Source organism: Paracoccus benzoatiresistens (genome assembly GCF_026913015.1).
Lineage (GTDB): Bacteria > Pseudomonadota > Alphaproteobacteria > Rhodobacterales > Rhodobacteraceae > Paracoccus > Paracoccus benzoatiresistens.
In genome coordinates, this window is the sequence record NZ_JAPTYD010000015.1 from 26,572 (window position 1) to 46,857 (window position 20,286).

Below are 20,286 nucleotides of genomic sequence, written 5' to 3' on the forward strand. Positions count from 1 at the left end.
ATGGCGAAGAAACGGCCCGTCCGCTGGCACATCGCCGTGTTTCTGGCACCGGCGGTTCTGGTCTACAGCGCGATCATGATCCTGCCCCTGTTCAGCACGCTGAACCTGTCGCTGTTCACAAGGACCGACGGCGGAACGGGCTTCGTGGGCCTGCAGAATTTTCGCACCCTGTTCGGCGATCCCCGCTGGTCAGCGGCGTTCTGGAATGCTCTTGGCAACAACCTGTGGTTCTTTGCCGTCCACATGCTGGTGCAGAACCCGATCGGCATCCTGCTGGCCGCGCTTCTGTCCTTGCCCAGGCTTCGTTTTTCGGCCTTCTACCGCACCGCCATCTTCATCCCGACCATCCTCAGCTTTGTCGTCGTGGGCTTCATCTGGAAGCTGATCCTTTCGCCGCTCTGGGGGATCGCGCCGGACCTGCTGGACATGGTCGGGCTGAAAAGCCTGTTCGCCCCCTGGCTTGGAAAAGAGGAATATGCGCTGACGACGCTGGCGCTGATTTCTGTCTGGCAGTTCGTCGGCATTCCGATGATGCTGATCTATGCCGCGCTGCTGTCCATCCCGGATGAGATCATCGAAGCGGCCGAGATGGACGGGATCACCGGCTGGTCGCAGTTCTGGCGCATCAAGCTGCCACTGATCCTGCCCGCCATCGGCATCATCTCGGTCCTGACCTTTGTCGGCAACTTCAACGCCTTCGACCTGATCTATGTCAGCCAGGGCGCCCTGGCCGGGCCGAATTTCGCCACCGATATCCTGGGCACCTTTCTTTATCGCACCTTTTTCGGCTTCCAGTTGCAGCTTGGCGATCCGCATATGGGGGCGGCCATCGCCACGGCAATGTTCGGTATCATCCTGGTCGGCGTCTGCCTCTATCTTTTCCTGATCCAGACGCGGCTGCGCCGCTATCAGTTCTGAGGGCAGAGCCATGAGCCAGACCCGCCACTCCCCCGGCCGCGCCATTGCCGCCCATGCGGTGCTGATCGTCTGGACACTGATCGCGCTGTTCCCGGTCTTCGTGACGGTGGTGAACAGCTTCAAGTCGAAGAAGGCGATCTTCACGCAGCCCCTGGCGCTGCCGGGGCCTGAAAGCTTCGACCTTGTAGGATATCGGACCGTGGCCAATCAGGGCGACTTCGTCGCCTATTTCCAGAACTCGCTTGTGGTGACCTGCCTCAGCCTGTTCTGCGTCCTGCTGTTCGGCGCGATGGCGGCCTTCGCGCTGTCGGAATACCGCTTCCGGGGCAACACCCTGATGGGGCTTTACCTGGCGCTTGGCATCATGATCCCGATCCGCCTGGGCACGGTGGCGATCCTGCAGATGATGGTGGCGACGGGGCTGGTGAATACGCTGACCGCCTTGGTTCTGGTCTATACGGCGCAAGGCCTTCCCTTGGCAGTGTTTATCCTGTCGGAATTCATGCGATCCGTCTCGGACGACCTGAAGAATGCCGGACGGATCGACGGGCTGTCGGAATACCGCATCTTCTTTCGGCTGGTGCTGCCGTTGGTCAGGCCCGCCATGGCGACGGTGGCGGTCTTCACGATGATCCCGATCTGGAACGACCTGTGGTTTCCGCTGATCCTTGCACCATCCGAATCCACAAAGACCATCACCCTGGGCAGCCAGGTCTTTCTGGGCCAGTTCGTGTCGAACTGGAACGCCGTTCTGGCAGCGCTGTCGCTTGCGATCCTGCCGGTGCTGGTCCTTTACCTGATCTTTTCCCGGCAATTGATCCGGGGCATCACCGCAGGAGCCGTCAAATGATCCGCGTCCTTGTCGCAGGCCTTGGCAACATGGGCCAGAGCCACGCGCTCGCCTATCACAAGGATCCGAACTGTCAGATCGTCGGGCTGGTGAACCGCGGCCCGCGGCCCCTGGCGGCAGGACTGGAAGGCTATTCCCTTTTCCAGGATTACGCCGAAGCCCTGGCCGCCACGAAGCCCGACTTGGTCTGCATCGCCACCTATTCCGACAGCCACGCCGATTATGCCGTGGCGGCGATGGAGGCGGGTGCCCATGTCTTTGTCGAAAAGCCCCTTGCTACCACCGTTGCCGATGCGCAGCGCGTCGTCGATGCCGCCATTCGTCTGGGCCGCAAGCTGGTGGTGGGCTATATCCTGCGCCATCACCCAAGCTGGCAGCGCCTGATTGCCGAGGCGCGGGCGCTTGGCGGACCCTATGTCTTTCGCCTGAACCTCAACCAGCAAAGCTCGGGTCCGACCTGGGAGGTGCACAAGGCGCTGATGCAGACGACGCCGCCCATCGTCGATTGCGGCGTGCATTATGTCGATGTGATGCTGCAGATCACCGACGCCGCCCCTGTCGAGGTGCGCGGCATGGGCCTGCGGCTGGCCGATGACATCGCGCCCGACATGTACAACTATGGCCATTTCCAGGTTCTGTTCACGGATGGCTCGCTTGGTTGGTACGAGGCGGGATGGGGGCCGATGATGTCGGATACCGCCTTCTTCGTGAAGGATGTGGTCAGCCCCCGGGGCGCGGTCTCGATCCGCATGCCCGAAAGCGCGCGGTCGGACGACATCGACACCCATACCCGGACCTCGACCCTCCGGGTGCACCGCGTGGGCCTGGGACATGAGGATCTGTCCATGGCCGACGAGCCGGGGCATCAGGAGCTCTGCGACCGGGAACAGGCCTTCATGGCCCGCGCCATCGCCGAGGATCTGGATCTTGCGCGCCATATGCAGGATGCCGTGCGCTCGCTGGCCATCTGCCTTGCGGCGGATCAAAGCGTGCGGACCGGCCGGATCGTGACACTGTAAGGGACGTGGAATGGGCCAGCTAAGTCTTTCCGGCGTGACGAAGAACTTCGGCCCTGTCGAGGTGATCAAGGGCGTGGACCTTGGGGTGGCGGATGGCGAATTCTGTGTCTTCGTCGGCCCCTCGGGCTGCGGAAAATCCACGCTTCTGCGGATGATCGCCGGGCTGGAGGATGTCACCGGCGGCACCGTGGCTCTGGACGGGCGCGACATCACCGACGTGCCGCCCGCCCGCCGCGAGATCGCCATGGTCTTCCAGTCCTATGCCCTTTACCCGCACCTGACGGTTCGCGACAACATGGGGCTGGCGCTGAAGCAGGCGGGCCGCCCCCGGGCCGAAATCCGCGCAGCGACCGAACGCGCCGCCGCCATGCTGTTGCTGGACGCGCTTCTGGATCGCCGCCCGGCCGAGCTTTCCGGCGGGCAGCGCCAGCGCGTCGCGATCGGCCGGGCCATCGTGCGACGCCCGAAGCTTTTCCTGTTCGACGAGCCGCTTTCGAACCTGGACGCCGCGCTGCGCGTCCAGACCAGAATCGAGATCGCCAAGCTTCACCGCGAACTGGGCGCGACCATGGTCTATGTCACCCATGACCAGATCGAGGCCATGACGCTGGCCGACAAGATCGTGGTGCTGCGGGCAGGCCAGGTCGAACAGATCGGCGCCCCGATGGAGTTGTACAACGACCCTGACAATACCTTCGTGGCAGGGTTCATCGGCTCGCCGCAGATGAACTTCCTGAAATCCGGCGCCTTGGGCCTGTCCTCGCACAGCGCGGGCATCCGACCCGAGGAATTGCGTCTTGGCGACATCCCGGGCGCGATCAGCGGCACGGTCAGCCATGTCGAACGGCTGGGCGGCGAAACCCTTGTCTATGTCCATACCGAGGATCACGGCCTTCTGACCGCAAGGCTGTTTGGCGAGCACAACCGCGCCGTGGGCAGCGAACTGGGCATCACCTTCGACCCGGCGCGATTGTTCCACTTCGATCAGGCCGGCCGTCGCTTGCGCTGACGGTGCTGATTAGCGGTGACGTTCGGGCCAGTCCTCGCCAGCGATGGGATGGCCTGTCTGCATCATGCTGGCGAACGGCGGAACAAGCCAGCAGCCATCATGTTCTTTGCCCTGTGCGAGGAAAGCCAACGGCCTATCCCGAAAGATTTGAGGGGCAACAGTGCCGGCAGACGCTGGCCGATTGCGTGGTGATGAGAAATCAGACCACGGACGCGACGGCGCGACACCGAGCAGAACGTCGTTGCCGCGCCGAGGGGCGGAAATGTTCCTGCCGTCGAACGCGACGGTATCAGATCCTTTCTTCCTTCAAGGCTCGTGTCCCCGATGTTGTCCTTCCAAGTCCGTCCCGCCGGTGCGGAAATGCTTGTCGCGCTGAGGGTGATAGCCCACAACGGCACTGGCAGGACATCATGCGATCAGGCGCTTCGATTGTCTGGCTCAGCTGATCAAGAGGAGAGATCATGACCAAGACCTGGGGTTTTGACACCACCGCCATTCACGCGGGCGCCGAGCCCGATCCGGCTACCGGCGCGCGGCAGGTGCCCATCTACCAGACAACGGCATATGTCTTCAAAGACGCGGCCCATGCCGCACGGCTCTTCGGCTTGCAGGAGGTCGGTTACATCTACTCCCGCCTGACCAACCCGACGGTAAGCGCGCTGCAGTCACGGATCGCCGCGATGGAAGGCGGCGCAGGCGCGGTCTGCTGCTCCTCCGGCCACGCCGCGCAGATCCTGGCCCTTTTCCCGCTGATGGGGCCGGGCAAGAATATCGTCGCCTCGACCCGGCTTTATGGCGGAACCATCACGCAGTTCAGCCAGACCATCAAGCGCTTCGGATGGGGCGTGAAATTCGTGGATCTGGACGATCTGGATGCGCTGCGCACGGCCATCGATGACGACACCCGCGCGATCTTCTGCGAGTCGATCAGCAATCCGGGAGGCTATGTCACCGATATCCCCGAAGTGGCCAGGATCGCCGATGCCGCAGGTCTGCCGCTGATCGTCGACAACACGCTTGGCACTCCGTATCTCTGCAAGCCGATCGAGATGGGCGCGACGCTTGTCGTTCACAGCCTGACCAAATACATGACCGGAAACGGCACCGTGACGGGCGGCGTGGTGGTCGACAGCGGCAAGTTCGACTGGTCCGCCTCGGGCAAGTTCCCGAGCCTGTCCGAACCGGAACCCGCGTATCACGGCCTGAAGTTCCACGAGACATTCGGCAGCCTTGCCTTCACCTTCCACGGGATCGCGATCGGGCTGCGCGATCTCGGCATGACGATGAACCCGCAAGCCGCGCATTACACGCTGATGGGGATTGAGACACTTGGCCTGCGCATGGCAAAGCATGTCGAGAACGCCCGGAAAGTCGCCGAATGGCTGGAGGGAGATGCGCGCGTGGCTTCCGTCACCTATGCGGGGCTGGCTTCCTCGCCATGGAACGCCACTGCAAGGCGGGTCTATCCCAAGGGGACCGGGGCGCTGTTCACCTTCTCGATCAAGGGCGGCTACGAGGCGGCGGTGAAGTTCGTCGACAATCTGAAGCTGTTCAGCCATGTCGCGAACCTGGGGGACGCACGGTCCCTGGTGATCCATTCGGCCTCCACGACACACAGCCAGCTGACGGATGCCCAGAAGATCGCGGCAGGTGCAGGCCCCGATGTCGTGCGGCTTTCGATCGGGATCGAGGATGTCGGTGACATCATTGCCGATCTCGATCAGGCCCTTGCAGAGGCTTCCAGATAGGACGGAAGGCCCGGAAGCATTTGCGCGGCAGGCGTCGCGCAGATGCGGTGAACGGGCTGCGCGGCCCATCGAAGCGACCCGCGTGATGTTGCTCTTTGCGAAACGCCTTTGCGAGGACGACACCAGCCTGAAGGCCGCAGGGCGCTGGCCGCGCCCGGCAACCGATCTGGCCATCCAAGCACAGGCCGCACCCTCGCGTCTTTCCGGCCGGGTTCAGGCCACCGCGGCTTGCCTTCTTCGCCGGCCCGTTGCGGCGCCAGCCGCGATGGCGCCGGCGATGTCGAAGCAGGCCGTGATTCCCTGAACGAATGGCCGGTCGTGCATCAGGTAGGGGATGGATGCCAGCAACAGCTGTTCTTCATACCCGGGCACGCCGATCAGGCTGTAATCCTCGGCCACCTCGGGCACTTCATGCCCGCCCGCCAGCAGGGCCTGGCGTAGCGTCGGGAAGGGCATGTCCTTGCTGGTCAGCGCCTTTTGACCGCGTGCATCAATGAATACTTCGAAGACATGCTGTCCCGTGTCGGTCTCGATCACGGTCCGGGATGCTTCGCGCTTGAGGTCGTAATCCTCGCCAAGCGGAAGGATCGACAATATCCCGGCATCGCGCAGGGCAAGCAACCGCCGGATGGATTCGGATGGCACGGCGGCATAATTATCGACGAAGACCTTCTTGAGCCCCGCATCGAACCTCTCGCGGTCAGCGTCCGGCATCTCCGAGACAATGCCCTCGACCTTCTCGTGCATCCGCAGCAGGGCGTAGCGCCAGGGGATGGTAACCTTGTCCGCCTTGTTGCGCTCGACCTCGTCAAGGTTCTCGCGCGCCCAGCGGAAGGGATCGGCGGCCTGGCGGGCGGCGAAATAGGCCGCGGCGAAGGAGTCGGCGTCAAGGCCAGCCAGGCCGCTGCGCAGGGCGTAGGCGGGATCAGCATGAACAATCTCGGCGCGAACAAGATCAAACACCGCGTCCAGCGGACTGGCGGCCGAAGCGCAGCCGGCCACGGCTGCATCGGTCAGGACCGTCAGCGGCTGGTAGGGGATCGGGCAGTAGAAGTCTGCCTCGGGCAGGATGCCCGACCGCGACATCAAGGTGATGTGCAGATCCGTGTCGGCTGCAATCTCGAAGCGGAGGTCTTCGCCCTTTCTTCGGAACCGGCCGTGCTGGTTCACAACCGCCATGGCGGCGTCAATCGAACTGAGCGACGTGCCCATGATGCCGACCGGCACTGCCGGGACTTCCGCCGTGATGAGGCCGGACCACGGGCTTGGAAAGTAGCTTCGGGTGGCCTCGTCCTCATCGGGGAAGTCATGTCCCGTGGCCAGGATCACGCGGGCAAAAGGGCCATGCCACCCGTCCGCCGTCTTCACCTGGAGAACCTCTTGATGCGGGACGATGTCAAGCACCTCGGTGCTCTCATGGATGTCGATGCGGTGGCCGGCCGCCCGCGCCCCGTCTGCGAGCGTCAGGAGCTGGTCGCGGTAATACTCTCCAAGCAGGAGGCGGGGCGTGAACTGGCGATCATCGAGGTCCTCGGCTTCCAGCCCATAGGAGGCCAGGCGTGCCGCAGGCTGGGCTTGCAGCCAGTCCAAGTAGGGCTGGACAACGGGTGGGATCTCGATGCTCGCGATATTGGCGAGCATCGACTTGCTGGAGTTCTCGGGGGAATAGGGCATGCCGATGCCGGCTTTCTCGCCCTTCTCGAACATCGTGACCGCCAGCGGCTGGCCCGTTTCCAGAAGCTGCCGAAGGCAGTAGATGCCCGTAGGGCCAGTGCCGACAATGGCGATATTCTTCAACATAATCATCTCTCAATGCGCTTGCCGGAACGCGGCCCGGGCAGGCCGGTTCCGGCGCCCGGCGCTGATCAACCGATGTTTTGTCTTTGCGGACAGGATGGCAGCACCCATATCGGGTTCTCATTTCTCAGGAGGTTTCCTTGGCCAACATCTTCAGGCTCGTGAAGCTCGCACGGACCGCATACAAGGTCGTGCCGGTCGTCATTCCGATAGGGCTTGCTGTCGCGAAATACGCGCAGTCCAGGTTGAGCAAGGATGTCGCCCGCAGCGACGCATCAACCCCCGCCTTGAATCGTGAGCAGCAAGACGACCGAACCGACAAGCGTAGCTAGGAAGGCAAGGATCACCAGGGCCATGCAGCCGCTGGCCGCTGCGGCCGTGACCGTTCTCCGTGCTGCGCTTGAATGTGCGGCTGTGACGGCTCGGATGCCGTTCGGGCGCACCAGACGGCGGACGCGACGCCGTGAGCCGCTGGAGGAAAAGATGGTGCGGGCCGCCGACCGCTGCCCGGTGGGGCGCCGGCATGGCAGGCGGAAAGGAGCCGGGCGCTTGTCGCGCCCGGTCCGCCACGCCTCAGGGGCGCACGGCCGTCACCTCCAGTTCGACCAGCCAGCCCGGATTGACCAGCGCATCCACCACCATGGCCGAGCGGACGGGCAGGTTCGGCTGCTCCTCGGTCCCGAAGAACTGCGAATAACCTTTCATGAAGCCGTCGAAATCCACCGCCTCGCCTTCCGGGGCGACCAGGAAGGCCTGCATCTTGATGATGTCGCCTAACGATATGCCCATGCCTTCAAGCTGCGCCTTGATGCGGTTCATGACGGAAACGGTCTGTTCCTCGGTCGTGCCATAGGCCTCGACACTGGTCTTGTCCGCGCCTTCGTTGATGACCGAAGGCACCGTGCCGCTGAGGTAGACGGTGGTCTTGCCCGCCGGCACCTCGACCGCCTGCAGGATCGGGAAATCCGAATTGGGGATCGGATGGCGGGTGACGTCCTGGGCCAGGACCGGCAGTGCGGTCAGGGGCAGCACGGTCAGGGCGGCGGCGGTCTTCAGGAATGTCATAGTCTTGTCCTTGCTTGTGGTTCAAAGGGGCGGGCGCGGACGCCCGGCCCAGGGGTTCAGCGCGCGGCGGCGACGCTTTCGGCGGTCGCGGGGTCCTCGGCATAGCCGTTGCCGAAGCTGGTGCGGATATAGTTCACCACGGCTGCGACCTGCGCGTCATCCAGAAGATCGCCCAGGGGCGGCATCGCCTTCTGGCCGTGGGTGACGACATGGACCGGGTAGTCGGCCGCCAGCAGGTTCTCGTTTCCGGCCAGGGCGGGATAGAGGCCCGCGCCGACGGCCCCCTGCCCTTCCGGCATGTGGCAGGCCGCGCAAAGGGCGTCATAGATCGCCTTGCCGTCGGTCTGGGTCAGCTTCGACGGATCCTCGAACCAGCCGGCCGTGTCGGGGCGCGCGTCCTGCGCCAGAGCCGGCAGCGCGGTCAGGCCGATCATCGCCAGCGGATAAAGCATGAATTTCATCGTGTCGCTCCTCAGGCTGCGGTGACGGTGGCGTGCAGGCGTTCGACGGCATCAAGCGCGGACAGGATCGCCCCCTCCATCCAGGCGGGCAGGTACGAGATATGCTCGCCCGCCATCAGCGTGCGGCCGTCCATCGCGGTGGCATCCATGTAGTCGGCGTTGCGGTCCTTCCATTCCCCATAGCAGCCCAGCACCCAGGGCACCCGGTGCCAGCCCACAGCAACGCCCGACAGGAATTCGTCCTTGTACTGGGGATGGATCTGGCTGCCGTATTCGACGGCCTTGGCCACCCGCTCCTCGGCCGGCAGGGCGTTCCACTGGAAGGCATAGGCCCCCCAGGGATAGGCGCCCAGAAGCACGCCCGGCCCGTCGCTGAAGAAGCCGGTCGAGGGATAGGAGATCAGCGTGATCGGCAGGTTGGTATAGCTGATGCCGCCATAGATATGCTCGTCCTGTTCCCAGAAGCGGCGCTTGAACTCCAGCCCGACCTTGAAGGCGGATTCGTAGTACATGCTGTCGATGATCCCCGACATGCGCGGGGAAAAGTCGTGGTCGATCTGCCCCAAGACCGAGAAGGGGATGGTGCAGATGCAATAATCCGCGGTCTCGACCGTCTCGGGGCCCTCGCCGGTGCTGGGGATCCAGGTGGCGGAGACCTTGTCGCCCTCGTGGCGGATGCGGATCACCTTGGCGTTGTAGGTGATGACGTCGCCCACCTGCGCCTCGAACCCCTTGGCGACCATGTCCATGCCGCCGACCGGCTGGAAGATCGTCGACTGCATGTGCAGGTTGTCGCCCGCAGTCAGATTGCGCCACATGCTGGACTGCAGGATCACCGACAGGGGGTGCGGCTCGGACGTTTCGGGCTTGCCGCCGGCGCCGCCGCCCTCGGCCTTGGCCCAGCCACGGAAGGCCGAGGACGCCTCGCCTTTCACATACTGGTGGTTGTCGTCCAGCGCGCCGTAACGCTTCAGCGCCGCCATCAGCAGTTCGGCGTCCTGTTCGGTCACGTTGGCGTCAAGCGCCTTCTGTTCCACCACCTTGGACAGAAGCTCGGCGACATGGCCGCGGAAGTCGGTCGAGATTTCCTTGAAACGCTGCGGCCTGCCGTCGAAGGCCCCGGTGTTGTGCAGATAGGCGTTGTAGTTGACCTGGATAAAGGGCTCCAGCTTGACCCCGAAGCGCTTGCAGTAATCCAGCACCGCGAAGTGGTCCGAAGGAATCCGCCAAGGGCCGGGGTTGATGTAGTTGCCCTCGCTGAACTCGACGGTTTGGGTGAAGCCGCCCAGTTCGGTGAAGGTGTCGCCGCCGCGCAGGGTCCAGCAGCGCCCGCCCGCCTTTTCGCGGTATTCCAGGATCTTCACCTGATACCCCGCATGGCGCAGTTCGAACGCCGCCGTCATGCCCGCCAGGCCGCCGCCCAGGATCAGCACCGAGGTGCCCTTGGCATCCCCCTGCAGGTTCAGCCGGCCCTTCCAGCCCGAGGGCTGCGCCAGGCCCATCGTGCTCATGGCGCCGTACATGGCTGCTGCACCGGCAACTGTGCCGATCATGCCCAGCAGCGACCTGCGGGACATTCCTTCCGAATTAAACGACATGACTTTCCTTTGCTGCGCCCAGGGCGGGCCTTGATCCCGCCGATCCGTGACAAGCACGTCGTTCCGCGTGCCGGGGGCGAGGTAAACGGCCAGACAATCACGCCAACGGCAGGAAACGTTCTCTGCCCATGGGTTGAGCCTTGTTGCCCGGTGGTTGTTCTGGATTTGCGCATTGTGCAAACAAGGACATGGCATGGGGCAGACTGTCCGAAGCCGCAGTGGGCGGAAGCGGTCTTGCCAAAGTGCTGGTGCTGGTCGGCCTGATCGTTGCCGTCACACCCTTGCGGCGAAGACGGCGATCCTGCCCCACGCGACCGGCCAGGGCCGCCAGCCGGTGCCCCGTCGCGCGCCTGCACGGATCTTTCATTCCTATGAGGGCAAAGGGATGAACCCGGATCGGACCGACGTTTGACGTAGAACAAGGACCTGCCACCGGCGATTTGGCATAACGGGGACAGGGCACTCCAGCCCTTGCTGCCGATCAGGGCGGCTGACTTCAAGAGGATCAGAGATGACCACCGCCCAGAAGATGCGACAGTTCACGGGGCCGGCCTGGCTCAGCCACGGGTTCCGGCCCTTCTTTCTTCTTGCGGCTCTTTGGGCGGTTGGGGCCATGCTGTTGTGGATGGCAATGCTGTCCGGGGGAACACCCCTGCCCTTGCGGCTGGATCCGATCAGCTGGCATGCGCATGAGTTCCTTTTTGGCTACCTGGGGGCTGTCATCTGCGGCTTCGTCCTGACGGCGGTGCCCAACTGGACGGGGCGTCTTCCGGTGATGGGCACGCCGCTGCTGGGGCTGGCGGTGCTGTGGACACTGGGGCGCGTCGCCATGCTGGTGTCGGATCTGCTGCCTTGGCAGGCGGTCGCGCTGATCGACCTGTCGCTGCCCGTCGCCCTGGTCGTGTTCACGGCGCGCGAGGTTCTGACCGGCAGAAACTGGCGCAACCTGCCGGTGGTGGGGCTGATCGGTCTTCATGGCACCGCGAACGCGATCTTCCACCTGGAAGCGGCGCGGCTCGGCAGTGCCTTCGAGGGGGTGGGAATGCGCCTCGGACTCGCGACGGCACTGGTCCTGATCGCCCTGATCGGCGGGCGGATCATCCCCAGCTTCACCCGCAACTGGCTAGCGGCCCGGGGCGCCGAAACGCTTCCGACGCCATTCGGTCGGGCGGATGGCGGCGTCCTGGCGATGACCGTCGCGGCCCTTGCCGCCTTCGTGGCCGTGCCTGACGCCAAGGCGGCGCCATGGCTGATGGCGGCGGCAGGCCTTGCCAATCTTTGGAGGCTGTCACGGTGGTGCGGTTGGCAGGTGCGGTCCGAGCCGCTGCTTTGGTCGCTGCACCTGGCCTATGGCATGCTGGCCTTGGGCTTCTGGGCCGAAGCCGCAGCACAGCAGGACCTGATCGCGGCGGCACCAGCCCGTCACGTCTGGCTTGCCGGCGCGGTCGGGCTGATGACACTGGCGGTCATGAGCCGCGCCTCTCTTGGCCACACGGGACGGACGCTTCACGCGGGGCCAACGACAACGGCAGCCTATCTGTCCCTGGTCGGCTCGGTCATAGCGCGCGTGACGGCCGGGCTGGCAGGCAACCCGATGCTGCTTTTGCACCTTTCAGCGGTCCTCTGGATCGCCGCCTTTGCCGTGTTCGCGCTGGTCTATGCGCCCATCCTCCTGCGCCCGCGCCTTGCGCCGCGCAGACCCTCGGGCCAAGGCGCGGCTTGACGAAGCAAAGCGCCCGGGGCCTTTCGGCACCGGGCGTTTTCCTGTTGGACCTATGACGGCCTTCATGCGGCCATGCAGCGAACGCGACCAAGGCACCAGTCCAGAACGCCTGAAGGTTCTGCGGGCAGCGCTGCTGCAAGGCCTCCGGCGAAGTCCTGGAAGGCCGGAAGATTCAGCCCGTTGACGCCCAGCAGGACGGGGATGCCCTGATCCAGCGCCTCGGCGATCAGGGGCGCCATGCCGCGGCCCTCGGCCTCCTGCTTGCCGAACTTGTTGACGATCAGCAGATCGGCGCCGGGCAGCGCATGGGCGACACCGACCACGGCCTGTTCCAGAACTCCTGCGTCCAGCCGGCAACCCCGGGCCAGGTCGCCCCGGTCCTCGCTGATGCGCAGCACCGGCCCGTCCGGCAGCACCATGATGTCCATGTCGCATTTCTTCCGCCCGGGGCGTTCCACATTGCTTTGCACGGTCCCGGCAAGACGAAGGCCGCGCGCCTGAAGCTGCATCGCGATCTGGCAAAGGAACTGGTCGTTCGCGCCCCGCCCGGGCAAGCTGACATATCCAAGCTGCATGATTTCCCCCTAGGCCAGATCGATGCCGACCACCTGCGCGCGGGCGGCAAGATCCGCGATCAGGTCGCGGCTGGCGCGCAGCCAGGCCGCTTTTTCATGCGCCTCGCGCAGAAGCGGCAGGACGACCTCGAACGGCAGGACCGCCCCCTCGGCGCGGGCATCCAGCCGAATGACATGGATGCCATAGCGCGTTTCGGCCAGGACCAGCCCGCCTTCCTCGGCGGCTTCCAGCGCGGCCTCGAATTCGGGCACGGTGTCCCCCGAACTCAACTGCCCCAGCATGCCGCCCGCTGTCTTGGAGGAACAGGCGCTCTGGCTGGCGGCCAGTTCCGCAAACCGGCCGGGTTGGCGCTGCAGTTCGGCCAGCACGTCCTGCGCCTGCGCGCAGGCCTGGTCACGGGCGGCCGCATCGCCCGGCGCGGCGGCAAACAGGATATGCGCCGCCTCGAACAGCGAGGGCGCGCGGAACCTGTCGGGCGCGGCCACATGAAGCGCGCGCAAGGCCGCCTCGTCGGCAGGCGCGGGCGTCACCGCCTGCTCCAGCAGTTGCCGGACCAGCGCCTCGTCCTCGGTCTCCCATCGGCCTGCCTCGATCTCGGCGGGATCGGGGAGGATGTCGCGGCGGCGGGCCTCCTGCAGCAGCAACTCCCGGACAGCCAGCGCACGGGCGGCGGCTTTCCAGGCAGCACCCGGCTTGCCCTTGGGAGCCGGATGGTTCTGCGCCTCGGCGGCGATCAGGGCGGGGTCGATGGTCACGCCACTTACCGTGACCGGCGGCAGCAGGGGTTTCATCTGCATGGCAATCACCGCGCTGCAGGGCGCTTGCTGCGCACGATCTGATAGCCGGGACGCCAGACATAGCGGACCGGGGCCGAGATCATGTGCACCAGACGCGTGAAGGGGAACAGCACGAAGATGGTCAGCCCCAGCAGGATGTGCATCTTGAAGAGGATGTTCACGTCGGCCAGGTGATCGGCCGCACCGGAGCGGAAGTAGGCAATGCCCTGTGCCCAGCTCATCAGCTTGACCATTTCATGCCCGTCCAGATGCTGCATCGAGACCAGGATCGTCAGCAGCCCCAGGACCAGCTGCGCCAGCAGCAGGACAAGGATGCCGGTATCGGCGAAGGACGAATGGATGCGGATGCGCGGGTCGGTCAGACGGCGATGCAGCAGCAGCCCGCCGCCCGCCAGCGCCATGACGCCGGCAATGCCGCCGGCGGTCATGGCCAGCACCTGCTTGGCGCCGTGGCTGACGCCCAGGGCGTCGAAGACCGCCACCGGGGTCAGCAGGCCGACCAGATGTCCGCCCAGGATCATCAGCACCCCCACATGGAACAGGACCGAGCCCAGCACGAACTGCCGCCGGCGCAGCAGTTGACTGGACTTCGACTTCCAGGTGAAGGGATCGCGGTCGTAGCGGATGATTGAACCAAGGATCATCACGGTGATGGCGATGTAGGGGAAGACCCCGAAGAGAAAGTTGTTCATGTCAGGTCTCTCACTGGGCAGTGGCGGCGACTGGCGCACGCGGGTCCATGCGGGCAAGAAGGTCGCGGCTGACGGGGCAGCCCGCGTTCGGGTCCGGACCGAAGACCACTTGCGCCTCGGCCCAGACAGCATCCAGCGCCGCGAGATCCTCGGGGTTGTCGTCGGGGATCTGCGCCAGTTCGGCCGTGGGCTCGCAATCGGTCTCGGACAGGGCGACCAGGGCCGAAAGGACGGCGGCATAGGGCGCGTCGCGCCGGTCAAGCCGTTCGGACAGCACCCCAAGGATGTGGCCGGCATCGGCCAGCATGGCGCGCGCCTCGGCCAGGGGCCGCGTGGAAAGGTATTCCAGCAGCACCGGCAGGTGATCCGGCAACTCGGTCGCGGCCAGATCCATGCCGCCGGTGCGATAGGTTTCCAGAAGATCGACCATCGCGCCGCCGCGATCGCGGCCCTCGCCATGGACATGCTCGAACAGGTTCAGCGACAGGGTGCGCGAACGGTCGAACAGCAGGACATAGCGCTCCTGCAGATCATAAAGATCCTCGGTCGCCAGCCGTTCCAGCAAGGGTGTCAGATCCTGCAGGCGGCAGGGACCAAGCAGCCCCTCGCCATGCAGGACCTCGTCGATGGCGGGCATGGCCGCGACCAGATCCTCGGTCGGATAGCTCAGCAGGGCGGAAAGCACCTTGAAGGTCTTCATGCGATGAACTCCTGTGGGCTGCGGAACTTCTTGCCCCCGAACAGCGACCCGCTGTGGCCGGACGAGCAGCCATTGCCGTCGGTGAAGCCGCAGCCGCCTTTCAGGTCATAGGCATCCTCCACCAGCTCGCGGTGCGTGGTCGGGATGACGAAGCGGTCCTCATAATTCGCGATGGCCAGCAGCTGATACATCTCGTCGATCTGATGCGGGGTCAGGCCGACACGTTTGGCAACGCCCAGGTTGATCACGCCATCGATAGTCTTGGAGCGCATGTAGGACCGCATCGCCAGCATCCGCTCCAGGGCAGCGGCCACCGGCGCCTCGTCGCCCGCCGTCAGCATGTTTGCCAGATACCGCAGCGGGATGCGCAGGCTGCGCACATCGGGCATGTCGTCCTGCGCCGCGATCTTGCCGGCCTCGGCAGCATTCTGGATCGGCGACAGCGGCGGGACATACCAGACCATCGGCAGCGTCCGGTATTCCGGATGCAGCGGGAAGGCGATCTTCCACTCCATCGCCATCTTCCAGATGGGCGAGTTCTGCGCACCCCTGATCCAGTCCTCCGGGATGCCTTCGGCGCGGGCCGCCTCGATCACGGCCGGGTCGCTCGGGTCCAGGAAGATGCCAAGCTGCGCATCGTAAAGCTGCGCCTCATCCTCGACCGAGGCCACCTCGGCGATCCGGTCCGCGTCATAAAGCATCACGCCCAGATAGCGGATGCGCCCCACGCAGGTTTCCGAACAGACCGTGGGCTGGCCGGATTCCAGGCGCGGATAGCAAAGGATGCATTTCTCGGACTTGCCGGTGGACCAGTTGTAGTAGATCTTCTTGTAAGGGCAGCCCGAGACGCACATCCGCCAGCCGCGGCACTTCTCCTGGTCGATCAGCACGACGCCGTCGTCCTCGCGCTTGTAGATCGCACCCGAAGGGCAGGATGCGACGCAGGCGGGGTTGAGGCAGTGCTCGCACAGCCTCGGCAGATACATCATGAAGGTGTTTTCGTATTCGCCATAGATGTCCTTCTGCACGCCCTCGAAGTTCTGGTCCTGCGACCGCTTGGCGAATTCGCCGCCCAGGATCTCCTCCCAGTTCGGGCCCCATTCGATCTTTTCCATCCGCTGGCCCGTGATCTTGGAACGCGGGCGCGCGGTCGGGAACGCCTGCATCTCGGGCGCTGATTTCAGGTGGTCGTAGTCGAAGTCGAAAGGCTCGTAGAAGTCGTCGATGTCCGGCAGGTTCGGGTTGGCAAAGATGTTCGCCAGAATGCGCCACTTGCCGCCCTGCCTGGGCTGCAGCTGGCCCTTCCTTGTCCGGGTCCAGCCGCCTTTCCAGCGCTTCTGGTTTTCCCAGTCCTTGGGATAGCCGATGCCCGGCTTGGTTTCGACGTTGTTGAACCAGGCGTATTCGACACCCTCGCGCGAGGTCCAGACGTTCTTGCACGACACCGAACAGGTGTGACAGCCGATGCACTTGTCCAAGTTCAGCACCATGCCGATTTGCGCACGTACCTTCATTCCGCTGCCTCCACCTGGGTTGCGGGCTGGTCGAGCCAGTCGACCGATGTCATCTTGCGGACGATCACGAATTCGTCCCGGTTGGCGCCGACGGTGCCGTAGTAGTTGAAGCCGTAGCTCAGCTGCGCATAGCCGCCGATCATGTGGGTGGGCTTGGGCACGATCCGGGTGACCGAGTTGTGGATCCCGCCGCGCTTGCCGGTGATCTGGCTGCCCGGCGTGTTCACGATCTTCTCCTGGGCGTGATACATGAACATCGTGCCCTCCTTCATGCGCTGGCTGACCACCGCGCGGGCGGCGATCACGCCGTTGCTGTTGAAGACCTCGACCCAGTCATTGTCCACCAGACCGGCCTTCTTCGCGTCGATCTCCGACATCCACACCACAGGGCCGCCGCGGTTCAGCGTCAGCATCAGCAGGTTGTCGGAATAGGTCGAATGGATGCCCCATTTCTGGTGCGGCGTGATGAAGTTCAGCACGACGTGCTTTTCACCGCTGGCCAGCGACCTGGTCGCATCCGCGCCGACCGTCTTCAGATCGACCGGTGGCCGCCAGGTCACGAAGAACTCGCCAAAGGCCCGCATCCATTCGTGATCCTGATAAAGCTGCTGGCGTCCCGACAGTGTCCGCCACGGGATCAACTCGTTCACGTTGGTCCAGCCGGCATTGTAGCAGACCTCCTCGCTCTCGATCCCGGACCAGGTGGGGCTGCTGATGATCTTGCGGGGCTGGGCCGCGATGTCGCGGAAGCGGATCTTCTCGTCCTCCTTGACCTCGGCCAGATGCTTGTGGTCGCGGCCCGTCGCCTTGCCAAGCGCTTCCCAGGCCTTGACGGCCACCTCGCCATTAGTCTCGGGGGCCAGCATCAGCACGACCTCGGCCGCGTCGATGGCGGTCTCTATCCGGGCCATGCCCTTGGTCGGCCCGTCTTCCTTGACGGTGCCGTTCAGCGCCTGCAGGTGATGCACCTCGTCCCGGGTATCCCAGGCAATGCCCTTGCCGCCATTGCCCACCTTTTCCATCAGCGGCCCGAGGGCGGTGAAGCGCTTGTAGAGGTTGGGATAGTCGCGCTGGACCTCGATATAGGCCGGGGCGGTCTTGCCGGGGATCAGGTCGCACTCGCCGCGCTTCCAGTCGCGGACCGCGTCCTGGGCAAGCTCGGCCGGACTGTCATGCTGCAAGGGCAGCTGCACGACATCCGTCTCGACCCCCAGCACCTCGGGGGCCACCTCGGAAAACTTGCGGGCGATCGCCTTGAAGATCTCCCAGTCCGTCTTCGACTCGTAGGCCGGATCCACCGCCGCCTGGAGCGGATGGATGAACGGATGCATGTCCGAGGTGTTCATGTCATCCTTTTCGTACCAGGACGCGGTCGGCAGCACGATGTCGGCATAGACGGCCGTGGTGGACATGCGGAAGTCGATGGTGACCAGCAGGTCCAGCTTCCCTTCGGGCGCCTGGTCATGCCAGACGGCCTCGACGGGCCGTTGCCGCCCTTCCTCGCCCAGATCCTTGCCCTGGACGCCGTGCTCGGTGCCCAGAAGATGCCTGAGGAAGTATTCATGCCCCTTGCCCGACGAACCCAGCAGGTTCGACCGCCAGACGAACATGTTGCGCGGCCAGTTCTGGGGCGCGTCCGGATCCTCGCAGGACATCTGCAGCGCCCCGGATTTCAGGTTCGCGGCGACATAGTCCTTGACCGGAACGCCTGCCTCCTTGGCGGCACGGCCGACCTCGAGCGGGTTGGTCTTCAGTTGCGGCGCCGATGGCAGCCAGCCCATCCGCTCGGCACGGATGTTGTAGTCGATCAGGGACAAGCGGTCCCAGTCACCCTCGGGCGCCGTCGGCGACAGGATCTCGGAGGCGCGGACGGTTTCATAGCGCCATTGATCCGTATGCGCATAGAACGCGCTGGTCGAGTTCATGTGCCGCGGCGGCCTCGCCCAGTCCAGCGCAAAGGCCAGGGCCGTCCATCCAGTCTGCGGGCGCAGCTTTTCCTGCCCGACATAGTGCGCCCAACCCCCACCGGACTTGCCCACGCAGCCGCACATCACCAGCATGTTGATGACGGCGCGATAGTTCATGTCCATGTGGAACCAGTGGTTCATCGCCGCACCGATGATGATCATCGACTTGCCGTTCGTCTTTTCGGCATTGGTGGCGAATTCACGCGCGACCTGGATGATCTTGTCGCGGCGGACACCGGTGACGCGCTCGGCCCAGGCCGGGGTGAAGGGCACGTCGGCGTCGAAGTCGCGCGCGACATCGCCACCGCCCAGGCCCCGGTCGAGGCTGTAGTTCGCGCAGAGCAGGTCGAAGACCGTCGCCACCAGAGCCTCGCTGCCGTCGGCCAGGGTGATCCGGCGGACGGGCACGTTGCGGGTCAGGATGTCGCCGCGATCGTCAAGTTCGAAGCCGTTGGTCGCAGCGCCTCCGAAATAGGGGAAATCGACGGCTGCGACGTCGTCGTGGTCCCCCTCGGGGATCAGGCTCAGCTTCAGGTGCACGTCGCGCGTCCCGGCGCGCTGTTCCAGATTCCAGCGCCCGGTCTCCATGTCCTCGGCATGGGTGACGCCGGTGTCGGTGCCGGGCTCCTGCACGGTGGCCTTGCGGCCTTCGTCCGTCCAGCGGAACCCGATCGAGCCGTTGGGCACCACAAGGTCGCCGCTGGTCTCGTCGATGGCGACGGTCTTCCAGTCGGGATGGGCCGTCTGCCCCAGTCCCCCCGCCAGGTCGGCCGCGCGCAGCTGTCGGCCTGGAACCAGCCGGTCGCCCTTGCGATCCAGGCGGACCAGCATCGGCATGTCGGTATAGCGCCGGCAGTAGTCCTTGAAGTAGGGGGCCTGCCGGTCCAGGTGGAATTCGCGCAGGATCACGTGACCGAAGGCCATGCCAAGCGCGGCGTCCGTGCCCTGCTTGGCATTCAGCCAGATGTCGCCGAACTTGGCGGCCTCGGAATAGTCGGGGCAGATCACGGCCGACTTGGTGCCGCGATAGCGGGCCTCGGTGTAGAAATGCGCGTCGGGCGTGCGTGTCTGCGGCACGTTCGAACCCCAAAGCAGCAGGTAGCCTGCATTGTACCAGTCGGCCGACTCTGGCACGTCGGTCTGCTCGCCCCAGGTCTGGGGCGAGGCGGGCGGAAGGTCGCAATACCAGTCATAGAAGGACATGCAGGTGCCCCCCAGCAGCGACAGGTAGCGCGTCCCCGCCGCGTAGGAGATCATCGACATCGCCGGAATGGGCGAAAAGCCGAAGACGCGGTCCGGGCCATAGGTCCTGGCGGTATAGGCATTGGCGGCGGCGGTCATTTCCGTCGCCTCCTCCCAGGTGGCGCGGACGAAGCCGCCCTTCCCGCGGGTCCGGGTATAGCTGGCGCGCGCGACCGGGTCGGCCTGGATCGCAGCCCATGCCGCGACGGGCGACAGCATTTTGCGCTTTTCGCGCCACAGCCGCATCAGCTGGCCGCGGATCAGCGGGGTCTTCGCCCGGTTCGCGGAATACAGGTACCAGCTGTAGGAGGCACCGCGCGCGCAGCCGCGCGGTTCATGGTTGGGCAGGTCGGGCCGGGTGCGGGGATAGTCGGTCTGCTGGGTTTCCCAGGTCACGATGCCGGACTTGACATAGATCTTCCACGAACAGGATCCCGTGCAGTTCACGCCATGGGTCGAGCGGACGATCTTGTCGTGGCGCCAGCGGGCGCGATAGGTATCTTCCCATTCGCGGCTTTCGGTGGTGGTCTGACCGTGGCCTTCCGCGAACACGTCCTTGCGGGTCGGCTTGAGGAAGTTCAGGCGATCCAGAAGATGGCTCATCTTGCTG

General features: G+C 64.8%; 17 protein-coding genes. 7 read left to right on the forward strand and 10 right to left on the reverse strand.

What is annotated here, in order from left to right; all coding sequences use genetic code 11:
- From OU682_RS11960 to OU682_RS11980, 5 genes are all read left to right on the forward strand, one after another.
- On the forward strand, nucleotides 1-918 hold the full coding sequence (locus tag OU682_RS11960) for a carbohydrate ABC transporter permease (RefSeq protein ID WP_268942351.1): 918 nt from the start codon (nucleotides 1-3) through the stop codon (nucleotides 916-918).
- Between the two features lie 10 nt (nucleotides 919-928).
- Nucleotides 929-1,768, forward strand: coding sequence for a carbohydrate ABC transporter permease (locus tag OU682_RS11965; RefSeq protein WP_268942352.1), 840 nt, complete (start codon nucleotides 929-931; stop codon nucleotides 1,766-1,768).
- Entirely contained in the window at nucleotides 1,765-2,787 is a 1,023-nt protein-coding gene (locus tag OU682_RS11970) for a Gfo/Idh/MocA family protein (protein ID WP_268942353.1), read from the forward strand. Before OU682_RS11965 ends, OU682_RS11970 begins: the two co-directional genes overlap by 4 nt.
- Before the next feature lie 10 nt (nucleotides 2,788-2,797).
- Nucleotides 2,798-3,796: an ABC transporter ATP-binding protein gene (locus tag OU682_RS11975; protein WP_268942354.1), complete on the forward strand. Its 999-nt coding sequence runs from the start codon at nucleotides 2,798-2,800 to the stop codon at nucleotides 3,794-3,796.
- A 461-nt stretch (nucleotides 3,797-4,257) separates the two neighbouring features.
- Nucleotides 4,258-5,544, forward strand: coding sequence for an O-acetylhomoserine aminocarboxypropyltransferase/cysteine synthase family protein (locus tag OU682_RS11980; RefSeq protein ID WP_268942355.1), 1,287 nt, complete (start codon nucleotides 4,258-4,260; stop codon nucleotides 5,542-5,544).
- A gap of 213 nt (nucleotides 5,545-5,757) precedes the next feature.
- Here OU682_RS11980 and OU682_RS11985 read toward each other — a convergent pair whose 3' ends face one another.
- A complete protein-coding gene (locus OU682_RS11985; protein WP_268942356.1) occupies nucleotides 5,758-7,344 on the reverse strand; it encodes an FAD/NAD(P)-binding protein in 1,587 nt (528 codons plus the stop codon).
- Nucleotides 7,345-7,481: 137 nt separating this feature from the next.
- On the opposite strand from OU682_RS11985, the gene OU682_RS11990 reads away from it, so the two are divergent.
- Nucleotides 7,482-7,673 (forward strand): hypothetical protein, encoded by a 192-nt coding sequence (locus OU682_RS11990; RefSeq protein ID WP_268942357.1) that lies wholly within the window; start codon nucleotides 7,482-7,484, stop codon nucleotides 7,671-7,673.
- A 241-nt stretch (nucleotides 7,674-7,914) separates the two neighbouring features.
- Here OU682_RS11990 and OU682_RS11995 read toward each other — a convergent pair whose 3' ends face one another.
- From OU682_RS11995 to OU682_RS12005, 3 genes are read right to left on the reverse strand one after another with little or no spacing between them, the layout of a single operon-like run.
- Entirely contained in the window at nucleotides 7,915-8,406 is a 492-nt protein-coding gene (locus tag OU682_RS11995; protein WP_268942358.1) for a RidA family protein, read from the reverse strand.
- Between the two features lie 56 nt (nucleotides 8,407-8,462).
- Nucleotides 8,463-8,867 (reverse strand): c-type cytochrome, encoded by a 405-nt coding sequence (locus OU682_RS12000; protein ID WP_268942359.1) that lies wholly within the window; start codon nucleotides 8,865-8,867, stop codon nucleotides 8,463-8,465.
- Nucleotides 8,868-8,878: 11 nt separating this feature from the next.
- Nucleotides 8,879-10,465 (reverse strand): flavin monoamine oxidase family protein, encoded by a 1,587-nt coding sequence (locus OU682_RS12005; RefSeq protein ID WP_268942360.1) that lies wholly within the window; start codon nucleotides 10,463-10,465, stop codon nucleotides 8,879-8,881.
- A gap of 511 nt (nucleotides 10,466-10,976) precedes the next feature.
- On the opposite strand from OU682_RS12005, the gene OU682_RS12010 reads away from it, so the two are divergent.
- Complete coding sequence (locus OU682_RS12010; RefSeq protein WP_268942361.1) at nucleotides 10,977-12,188, forward strand: NnrS family protein; 1,212 nt, start codon at nucleotides 10,977-10,979, stop codon at nucleotides 12,186-12,188.
- 62 nt (nucleotides 12,189-12,250) lie between these two features.
- Here OU682_RS12010 and OU682_RS12015 read toward each other — a convergent pair whose 3' ends face one another.
- The 6 genes from OU682_RS12015 to OU682_RS12040 are packed head-to-tail and all read right to left on the reverse strand — an operon-like array spanning nucleotide 12,251 to nucleotide 20,279.
- Nucleotides 12,251-12,763, reverse strand: a complete 513-nt coding sequence (locus OU682_RS12015; protein WP_268942362.1) for a DUF2478 domain-containing protein — start codon at nucleotides 12,761-12,763, stop codon at nucleotides 12,251-12,253.
- A gap of 9 nt (nucleotides 12,764-12,772) precedes the next feature.
- Entirely contained in the window at nucleotides 12,773-13,561 is a 789-nt protein-coding gene (locus OU682_RS12020; RefSeq protein ID WP_268942363.1) for a peptidylprolyl isomerase, read from the reverse strand.
- A 5-nt stretch (nucleotides 13,562-13,566) separates the two neighbouring features.
- A complete protein-coding gene (gene narI, locus OU682_RS12025; protein ID WP_268942364.1) occupies nucleotides 13,567-14,253 on the reverse strand; it encodes a respiratory nitrate reductase subunit gamma in 687 nt (228 codons plus the stop codon).
- Nucleotides 14,254-14,263: 10 nt separating this feature from the next.
- Entirely contained in the window at nucleotides 14,264-14,953 is a 690-nt protein-coding gene (gene narJ, locus OU682_RS12030) for a nitrate reductase molybdenum cofactor assembly chaperone (protein ID WP_268942365.1), read from the reverse strand.
- The gene (gene narH, locus OU682_RS12035) at nucleotides 14,950-16,467 is read right to left on the reverse strand and encodes a nitrate reductase subunit beta (protein ID WP_268942366.1); all 1,518 of its coding nucleotides are present in this window, start codon (nucleotides 16,465-16,467) and stop codon (nucleotides 14,950-14,952) included. Before narH ends, narJ begins: the two co-directional genes overlap by 4 nt.
- Nucleotides 16,464-20,279: a nitrate reductase subunit alpha gene (locus tag OU682_RS12040; protein ID WP_268942367.1), complete on the reverse strand. Its 3,816-nt coding sequence runs from the start codon at nucleotides 20,277-20,279 to the stop codon at nucleotides 16,464-16,466. Before OU682_RS12040 ends, narH begins: the two co-directional genes overlap by 4 nt.
- Nucleotides 20,280-20,286: the final 7 nt, after the last annotated feature.

Coding starts and splice junctions, on each gene's coding strand:
- OU682_RS11995 (WP_268942358.1), bottom strand. CDS start 8,406: ATGACATTCCTGAAGACCGCCGCCGCCCTGACCGTGCTGCCCCTGACC.
- OU682_RS12040 (WP_268942367.1), bottom strand. CDS start 20,279: ATGAGCCATCTTCTGGATCGCCTGAACTTCCTCAAGCCGACCCGCAAG.
- OU682_RS12010 (WP_268942361.1), top strand. CDS start 10,977: ATGACCACCGCCCAGAAGATGCGACAGTTCACGGGGCCGGCCTGGCTC.
- OU682_RS11965 (WP_268942352.1), top strand. CDS start 929: ATGAGCCAGACCCGCCACTCCCCCGGCCGCGCCATTGCCGCCCATGCG.
- OU682_RS12000 (WP_268942359.1), bottom strand. CDS start 8,867: ATGAAATTCATGCTTTATCCGCTGGCGATGATCGGCCTGACCGCGCTG.
- narJ (WP_268942365.1), bottom strand. CDS start 14,953: ATGAAGACCTTCAAGGTGCTTTCCGCCCTGCTGAGCTATCCGACCGAG.
- narH (WP_268942366.1), bottom strand. CDS start 16,467: ATGAAGGTACGTGCGCAAATCGGCATGGTGCTGAACTTGGACAAGTGC.
- OU682_RS12020 (WP_268942363.1), bottom strand. CDS start 13,561: ATGCAGATGAAACCCCTGCTGCCGCCGGTCACGGTAAGTGGCGTGACC.
- OU682_RS12015 (WP_268942362.1), bottom strand. CDS start 12,763: ATGCAGCTTGGATATGTCAGCTTGCCCGGGCGGGGCGCGAACGACCAG.
- narI (WP_268942364.1), bottom strand. CDS start 14,253: ATGAACAACTTTCTCTTCGGGGTCTTCCCCTACATCGCCATCACCGTG.
- OU682_RS11985 (WP_268942356.1), bottom strand. CDS start 7,344: ATGTTGAAGAATATCGCCATTGTCGGCACTGGCCCTACGGGCATCTAC.
- OU682_RS12005 (WP_268942360.1), bottom strand. CDS start 10,465: ATGTCGTTTAATTCGGAAGGAATGTCCCGCAGGTCGCTGCTGGGCATG.
- OU682_RS11960 (WP_268942351.1), top strand. CDS start 1: ATGGCGAAGAAACGGCCCGTCCGCTGGCACATCGCCGTGTTTCTGGCA.
- OU682_RS11975 (WP_268942354.1), top strand. CDS start 2,798: ATGGGCCAGCTAAGTCTTTCCGGCGTGACGAAGAACTTCGGCCCTGTC.
- OU682_RS11980 (WP_268942355.1), top strand. CDS start 4,258: ATGACCAAGACCTGGGGTTTTGACACCACCGCCATTCACGCGGGCGCC.
- OU682_RS11970 (WP_268942353.1), top strand. CDS start 1,765: ATGATCCGCGTCCTTGTCGCAGGCCTTGGCAACATGGGCCAGAGCCAC.